The sequence below is a fragment of the Aquabacterium sp. UBA2148 genome (assembly GCF_002328915.1).
GTDB classification, from domain to species: domain Bacteria; phylum Pseudomonadota; class Gammaproteobacteria; order Burkholderiales; family Burkholderiaceae_C; genus Aquabacterium; species Aquabacterium parvum.
This window is the reverse complement of the sequence record NZ_DCXA01000258.1, coordinates 7,037-14,711: the sequence shown is the minus strand read 5'-3', so window position 1 is coordinate 14,711 and position 7,675 is coordinate 7,037. Positions and strand designations below refer to the sequence as shown.

Annotated in this window: 7 protein-coding genes and 1 pseudogene; all 8 read left to right on the top strand. The window is 66.6% G+C overall.

Annotated elements, in window-relative coordinates:
• Positions 1-478 (top strand): glutamate ligase domain-containing protein (locus B2W70_RS14430; protein ID WP_349677460.1); only part of this gene is annotated, 478 nt, incomplete at its 5' end.
• Between the two features lie 32 nt (positions 479-510).
• Entirely contained in the window at positions 511-1,755 is a 1,245-nt protein-coding gene (gene ftsW, locus B2W70_RS14425; RefSeq protein ID WP_407638736.1) for a putative lipid II flippase FtsW, read from the top strand.
• Positions 1,752-2,867 carry an undecaprenyldiphospho-muramoylpentapeptide beta-N-acetylglucosaminyltransferase gene (gene murG / locus B2W70_RS14420; RefSeq protein WP_286746710.1) on the top strand — a complete coding sequence of 372 codons (1,116 nt, stop codon included), beginning with the start codon at positions 1,752-1,754 and terminating at the stop codon, positions 2,865-2,867. Before ftsW ends, murG begins: the two co-directional genes overlap by 4 nt.
• Positions 2,864-4,270, top strand: a complete 1,407-nt coding sequence (gene murC, locus B2W70_RS14415; RefSeq protein WP_286746708.1) for a UDP-N-acetylmuramate--L-alanine ligase — start codon at positions 2,864-2,866, stop codon at positions 4,268-4,270. The genes murG and murC overlap by 4 nt, the downstream gene beginning before the upstream one ends.
• A 1-nt stretch (position 4,271) precedes the next feature.
• Positions 4,272-5,243 (top strand): D-alanine--D-alanine ligase, encoded by a 972-nt coding sequence (locus tag B2W70_RS14410; protein WP_286746706.1) that lies wholly within the window; start codon positions 4,272-4,274, stop codon positions 5,241-5,243.
• A gap of 27 nt (positions 5,244-5,270) precedes the next feature.
• Positions 5,271-6,146 (top strand): cell division protein FtsQ/DivIB, encoded by an 876-nt coding sequence (locus tag B2W70_RS14405; RefSeq protein WP_286746704.1) that lies wholly within the window; start codon positions 5,271-5,273, stop codon positions 6,144-6,146.
• Between the two features lie 14 nt (positions 6,147-6,160).
• Entirely contained in the window at positions 6,161-7,390 is a 1,230-nt protein-coding gene (ftsA, locus tag B2W70_RS14400) for a cell division protein FtsA (RefSeq protein ID WP_058087053.1), read from the top strand.
• A gap of 69 nt (positions 7,391-7,459) precedes the next feature.
• Positions 7,460-7,675, top strand: a pseudogene (locus tag B2W70_RS14395) (cell division protein FtsZ); the annotation flags it as partial.

The window sequence follows — 7,675 nt, the reverse complement described above, 5'->3', positions numbered from 1 at the left end:
CGAGCCGCACCGTGTTGAGCATGTGCTCACGCTGCGGGGCGTGGACGCCATCGACGACAGCAAGGGCACCAACGTGGGCGCCACCGTGGCCGCGTTGCTGGGCCTGGGCGCCGACCTGTCGCCCGGCAAGCTCTGCCTGATCCTGGGTGGCGACGGCAAGGGCCAGGACTTCGCGCCGCTGCGCGAGCCAGTGGGCCGCTTCACGCGCGCCGTGGCCCTGATCGGCCGCGATGCCGAGGCCATCGGTGCCGTGCTGCAGGGCATCCAGACGCCTTCAGGCGACGACATCCTCATCCAGCGCTTTGACACGCTGCAAGACGCCACCCGCTGGGCCTGGGAGCAGGGCCGCGAAGGCGATGCCGTGCTGCTGAGCCCGGCCTGCGCCAGCCTGGACATGTTCCGCAACTACGCCCACCGCGCCGAGGTCTTTGTTCAGACCCTGCAGGCCCTGGCCAACGATCTGGGGGAGGTCGCATGAGCGTTGCCGCCGATCGCACCCAGTCGCCATCGATGATGGACCGACTCAAGGCCTTGCTCAAACTGCAGCGCGGCGAAGGCCACGAAGGCGGCCCGCTGCCGGTGCGCGACTTCGTCAACATCAGCTCCGCCCAGCCCTCGCGCGTGATGGGCTTCGACCAGCCGCTGTTGTGGGTGGTCGTGTCGCTGCTGCTGACCGGCTTGATCATGGTCTATTCGGCCACCATCGCCTTGCCCGACAGCCCACGCTTTGCCAATTACGCGCCCACGCACTTCTTCCAGCGCCACATCATCTCCATCCTGATGGCGATCTCGGTGTCGGCTGTGGTCACGCAGATCCCGATGAGCACCTGGGAGAAGCTGGCGCCCTGGTTGTTCGTGCTTTCACTGATCCTGCTGATCCTGGTGCTGATCCCGCACGTGGGCAAGGTGGTCTATGGCGCGCGCCGCTGGCTGCCGCTGGGCTTCATGAACTTCCAGCCCTCCGAGCTGGCCAAGCTGGCCATCGTGCTCTACGCCTCCGACTACATGGTGCGCAAGATGGACGTCAAGGAGCACTTCTTCCGCGCCGTCACGCCGATGGCTGTGGCCGTGGGCGTTGTCGGCCTGCTGCTGCTGGCCGAGCCCGACATGGGCGCCTTCATGGTGATCGCTTCCATCGCCATGGCCATCCTGTTCCTGGGTGGTGTCAACGGCAAGATGTTCACGCTGATCACGGCGGTGCTGCTGGGCGCCTTCATGCTGATGATCTCGCTCAGCCCCTGGCGGCGCGAGCGCATCTTCGCCTACCTCGACCCATGGGACGAGAAGAACGCCCTGGGCAAGGCCTACCAGCTCACGCACTCCCTGATCGCCTTCGGCCGTGGCGAGATCTTCGGCGAAGGCCTGGGCTCCAGCGTCGAGAAGCTGCACTACCTGCCCGAGGCCCACACCGACTTCCTCCTGGCGGTCATCGGCGAAGAGCTCGGTTTCATCGGCGTGGCCGCCGTGGTGCTGGCCTTCTTTTGGGTCGTGGTGCGCCTGTTCAACATCGGCCGTCAGGCCATCGCGCTCGACCGCGTCTTCGCCGGCCTCGTGGCCCAGGGCGTCGCCGTGTGGCTGGGCGCGCAAGGCTTCATCAACATGGGCGTGAACCTGGGCGTGTTGCCCACCAAGGGCCTGACGCTGCCGCTGATGAGCTTTGGCGGCTCGGGCATCTTGCTCAACTGCATCGCGCTGGCGATTTGCCTCCGCGTGGACATGGAAAACAGGCAACTCATGAGGGGAGGCCGAGCATGAGCACGCCCCCTCGTCACCTTGTCATCATGGCCGCTGGCACTGGCGGCCACATCATGCCCGGCCTGGCTGTGGCCGATGAAATGAAGCGCCGTGGCTGGACGGTGAGCTGGCTGGGCACCGAAGGCGGCATGGAAAACCGCCTGGTGCCGCCCACCGGCATCGAGCTCGACGCCATCGCCTTCAATGGCCTGCGCGGCAAGTCGCTGAAAGACACGCTGTTCGGCGGCGTGCGCCTGCTCAAGGCCTTTGTTGATTGCTACAAGATCCTGTCCAGGCGCCAGGCCGACGCCGTGCTCGGCATGGGTGGCTACGTGTGCTTCCCTGGCGGGGTCATGAGCGCTGCCCGCCTGCTGCCGCTGGTCATGGTCAACGCCGACGCGGCCATGCTGCTGAGCAACAAGGCCCTGCTGCCCATCACCGACGTGCTGGCCTGCGGCTTCGACGGCCCGGCCGCCCAGCACAAGGTCTCGCGCGTGACGGGCAACCCCGTGCGCGCCGAGATCGAAACCATCGCAGAGCCAGCGCAACGCTTCGAAGGCCGCAGCGGCCCGCTCAAGGTGTTGGTGGTCGGTGGCAGCCTGGGCGCCAAGGTGCTCAACGAGACGGTGCCCCAGGCCCTGGCCCGCATCGCGCCTGAGCAGCGCCCGCGCATCACGCACCAGACGGGCATGGCCAACTTCGAAGCCGTCAAGGCCGAGTACGCCAAGGCCGGGCTCGATGTGCAGCGCGACGTCGAGCTGCTGCCCTTCATCAACAACATGGCGCAGCGCCTGGCCGATTGCGACCTGATCGTCTGCCGCGCGGGTGCCATCACGGTCAGCGAGCTCTGCGCCGCGGGCGTGCCCAGCGTGCTGATCCCGCTGGTGGTCTCGACCACCGCCCACCAGCGCGACAACGCCGAGTTCATGGCCCAGCACCAGGCCGCCATCCACCTGCCACAGGCCGAGCTCAACGCCGACACGCTGGCGCGCCAGCTGCAATCGCTGCAACGCGACCAATTGCTGACCATGGCCAAGCGCGCGCGCGGTCTCGCCCGTCACCAGTCCGCTGCCGCGGTGGCCGATGCCATCGAGCAGCTCGTTCAACCTTCCAAACAAAAGGCGTCGGCATGAAGCACGCCGTCAAGCACATCCATTTCGTGGGCATCGGGGGCGCCGGCATGAGCGGCATCGCCGAAATCCTGCACAACCTCGGCTACACCGTATCGGGCTCCGACCAGTCCGACAGCGCCACCTCGCGCCGCCTGGCCTCGCTGGGCATCGACGTGAAGTTGGGACACGAGGCCGCGCACATCGAAGGCGCCGAAGCAGTGGTCACCTCGACCGCCGTCAAGGGCGACAACCCAGAGGTCATCGCCGCTCGCGCCAGGCGCATCCCCGTGGTGCCGCGCGCCGTCATGCTCGCCGAGCTGATGCGCCTGCGCCGGGGCATCGCCATCGCCGGCACGCACGGCAAAACGACCACCACCTCGCTGGTCACGGCCATCCTGGCCGAAGCCGGTGTGGACCCGACCTTCGTCATCGGCGGCAAGCTCAACAGTGCCGGCGCCAACTCGGCGCTGGGCAAGGGCGAGTACATCGTGGTCGAGGCAGACGAATCGGATGCCTCTTTCCTGAACCTGCTGCCCATCCTGTCGGTCGTCACCAACATCGACGCCGACCACATGGACACCTACGGGCACGACTTCGCCAAGCTCAAACAGGCCTTCGTCGACTTCCTGCACCGCATGCCCTTCTACGGCGCGTCGATCCTGTGCATCGACGACCCGGGTGTGCGCAGCATCGTGCCGCTGATCTCGCGCCCCGTCATCACCTACGGTTTCGGCGAAGACGCTCAGGTGCGCGCGGTCGATGTCGAGGCCCTGCCGGGCGGTCAGATGCGCTTCACCGTGCAGCGCCGCAATGGCACGGTCATGCCCGATTTGCCCATCACCTTGAACCTGCCGGGGCGTCACAACGTGCTCAACGCGCTGGCTGCCATCGCCGTGGCCACCGAGATCGAGCTTGAAGACGAGCCGATGGCCAAAGCCCTGGCCGCTTTCTCTGGCGTGGGCCGGCGCTTTCAGCGCCACGGAGAGTTCGCCACCGCCGACGGCGGCACCTTCACCGTCATCGACGACTATGGTCACCACCCGGTCGAGATGGCTGCGGTCATCAGCGCGGCGCGCGGTGCCTTCCCCGGCCAGCGCCTGGTGCTGGCCTTCCAGCCGCACCGCTACACCCGCACCCGCGACTGCTTCGAAGACTTCGTCAAGGTGCTGGGCACCGCCGATGCCGTGTTGCTGACCGAGGTCTACGCGGCCGGCGAAGCGCCCATCGTGGCCGCCGACGGCCGCGCCCTGACGCGGGCCGTGCGCGTGGCTGGCAAGGTCGAGCCGCTGTTCGTGGACGAAGTGAGCGAGTTGCCGCAGGCCATCGTCGACAACGCCAAGGGTGGCGACGTCGTCATCTGCATGGGCGCCGGCTCCATCGGCACCGTGGCGGCCAAGGTCGCTGAACTCAAGAAAGGCCACTGAGATGAGCCAGAACCTGTTGAAACCCTTGTCCATTGATCCGAAGTCGCTCGGCCGCGTGGCCGTGCTGTTCGGTGGCACGTCGGCCGAGCGCGACGTCTCCATCATGTCGGGCACCGGCGTGCTCAAGGCCCTGCAGTCGCAAGGCGTGGAGGCCTTTGCCTTCGACCCCGCCGAGCGCCCGCTGCAAGAGCTCAAGGCCGAAGGCGTGGACCGCTGCTTCATCGCCCTGCATGGCCGTGGTGGCGAAGACGGCACCGTGCAAGGCGCGCTCGAGCTGCTGGGCATCCCCTACACCGGCTCGGGCGTGATGGCTTCGAGCATCGCCATGGACAAGGTCATGACCAAGCGCATCTGGCGCTTCGAAGGCCTGCCCACGCCGGACTGGCGCATCGTCGCCAGCGCCGCCGAGTGCGAACAGGCCCTGGCGGTGCTGGGCGCGCCCATGATCGTCAAGCCCGCCCGCGAAGGCTCGTCCATCGGCCTGACCAAGGTGACCGACGTCGCCCAGTGCGCCGCCGCCTACGCCGCAGCCGCCCAGCACGACCCGGAAGTGTTGTGCGAGCAGTTCATCGAAGGCGAAGAGACCACCTGCCCGGTGCTCATCGTCGAAGGCGAGGCCCAGGCCCTGCCGGTGATCCGCATCGTGGCCCCGGGCGGCAACTACGACTACCAGAACAAGTACTTCACCGACGAGGTCAAGTACCTGTGCCCCAGCGAGCTGGACGTGGCCGAAGAAGCCGAGATCCAGCGCGAGGTGGTGCGCGCCTTCAAGACCCTGGGCTGCCGTGGCTGGGCCCGCGCCGACGTGATGATCCGCCGCAGCGACCGCCAGCCCTTCCTGCTGGAGATCAACACCTCGCCGGGCATGACCGGCCACTCCCTGGTGCCCATGTCTGCCAAGGTGGCGGGCCTGAGCTACGAGCAACTTTGCGTGCACCTGCTGGCCTCGGCCACGCTGGACCGCAACGCCTGACCCCGGCCGAGACACCGCAAGCAAGCCATGCAAGCCGCCGCCGCCCTCCACCTGCCGCAAGAAGCCAGCGAAGCGTCGCAAGACGTGCGCTGGATGAACGTGGCCACCGCCTGGTTGGTGGTGGTGGGGCTGTGCCTGCTGGCGGCGGCCGGCCTGCAGCGCATCGGGCGCCTGCCTTTCTTCAACCTCACCGAGGTCAAGCTCGAGGGCGATCTGGTTCGCAACAACATCGCCACCGTGCGTGCGCACATCGTGCCGCGCCTGGAGGGTGGTTACTTCATGCTCGACCTGCAGAAAGGCCGCGAGGTCTTCGAGGCCGTGCCCTGGGTTCGCCAGGCCGTGGTGCGCCGCGTGTGGCCCAACGAGCTGCGCGTGCAACTCGAAGAGCACCGCCCCGCCGCCCACTGGCAGCACGAAGACCGCGACGACCAATTGGTCAACACCTTCGGCGAAGTCTTCGAGGCCAACCCGGGCGACGTCGAGGACGACCACCTGCCCGTGTTGCTGGCCCCGGCCAACCCCGCACCCGGCCTCTCGGCCACGATGCTGGAGATGCTGCACACGCTGCAAAAGGCGCTGGGGCCACTGGGCGACATCGAGCGGCTCAAGCTCACCGACCGTGGCTCCTGGAGCGTCGAACTCGACACCGACGCCCAGATCATGCTGGGCCGGGGCAGCGTTGAAGAGGTGGCCGAGAGGGCCCGCCGCTTCGTGCGCACCCTGCCTGAACTGCAACGCCATTACCCGGACCCGCTGGCCTACGCCGACCTGCGTTACCCGGAGGCCTATGCCGTCCGACTGCGTGGCACGACCACGTTGCTGGAAGACCCGAAGAAACCAGGTGTGGTGCGCAAGCCAAGTGCTGGCGTTACCCGTTCCCTGAATCCGAATATCAATCGATAATTTCGTCACACACCATGGCCAAGGAATACAAGGATCTGGTAGTTGGACTCGACATCGGTACCGCCAAAGTGATGGCGGTCGTTGCCGAAGTCCTTCCGGGTGGCGACCTCCGGCTCGCCGGCCTCGGTGTCGCTCCCTCTCACGGTTTGAAGCGCGGTGTGGTCGTCAACATCGACGCCACCGTGCAGTCGATTCAGCAGGCGCTCAAAGAAGCCGAGCTGATGGCCGACTGCAAGATCAACCGCGTCTGGACCGGCATCACCGGCAGCCACATCCGCGGCCAGAACTCCACCGGCATGGTCATCGTGCGTGACAAGGAAGTCGCGCCGCTGGATGTGCAGCGCGTGGTGGAAACGGCCAAAGCCATCAACATCCCCAACGACCAGCGCCTGCTGCTGGTCGAGCCGCAAGAATTCATCATCGACGGCCACGAGGTCAAAGAGCCCATCGGCATGAGCGGTGGGCGCCTCGAAGTCAAGGTCCACATCGTGACGGGTGCGCAAAGCGCCGCCGAGAACATCGTCAAGTGCGTGCGCCGCTGTGGCCTCGAAGCCGAGCAGCTGGTGCTCAACCCCAGCGCCTCGTCGGCCGCTGTGCTGACCGAAGACGAAAAGTCGCTGGGTGTGGCCATGGTCGACATCGGCGCTGGCACCACCGACGTGTCCATCTTCACCGACGGCTCGGTGCGTCACACGGCGGTCATCCCCATCGCCGGTGACCTGATCACCAGCGACATCGCCATGGCGCTGCGCACGCCCACCAAGGACGCCGAAGACATCAAGGTGGACTTCGGTGTGGCCAAGCAACTGCTGGCCGACCCGAACGAACACGTCGAGGTGCCCGGCCTGGGCGACCGCGCGCCGCGCATGCTCTCGCGCCAGGCACTGGCCGGCGTGATCGAGCCGCGCGTCGAAGAGATCTTCTCGCTGGTCCACCAGGTGATCCGCGAGTCGGGGTACGAAGAACTGCTGTCCTCGGGGATCGTTCTGACCGGCGGCTCGGCCGTGATGCCGGGCATGGTCGAACTCGCCGAAGACATTTTCTTGAAGCCGGTGCGCAAGGGCACGCCCTTGTACTCCGGCGCACTGCACGACATGGTGGCCAGCCCGCGCTCGGCCACCGTCATGGGCTTGCTCGAAGAGGCAAGACTCGCGCGCATGCGCGGGATGAAGGCGGCGCAACAGGCAGGGTCGGTTCAGTCCCTGTTCGGTCGCGTGCGCGATTGGTTCGTGGGGAACTTCTGACCTTCAACAAAGAAGACACCCACCTGAGTAATTCAATTGGCAACTGCTTGAGACAAAGAGAGGTCTGACATGGCAATCGAAATGATCGAATCCTTCGACATGGGCACCCAAATCAAGGTGATCGGCGTGGGCGGTGGCGGCGGCAACGCCGTCGAGCACATGATCGCCGAGGGCGTTCAAGGTGTGCAGTTCATCTGCGCCAACACCGACCAGCAAGCGCTCAACCGCTCCAGCGCCGAGCTGCAGCTGCAGCTGGGCAACTCGGGCCTGGGCGCTGGCGCCAAG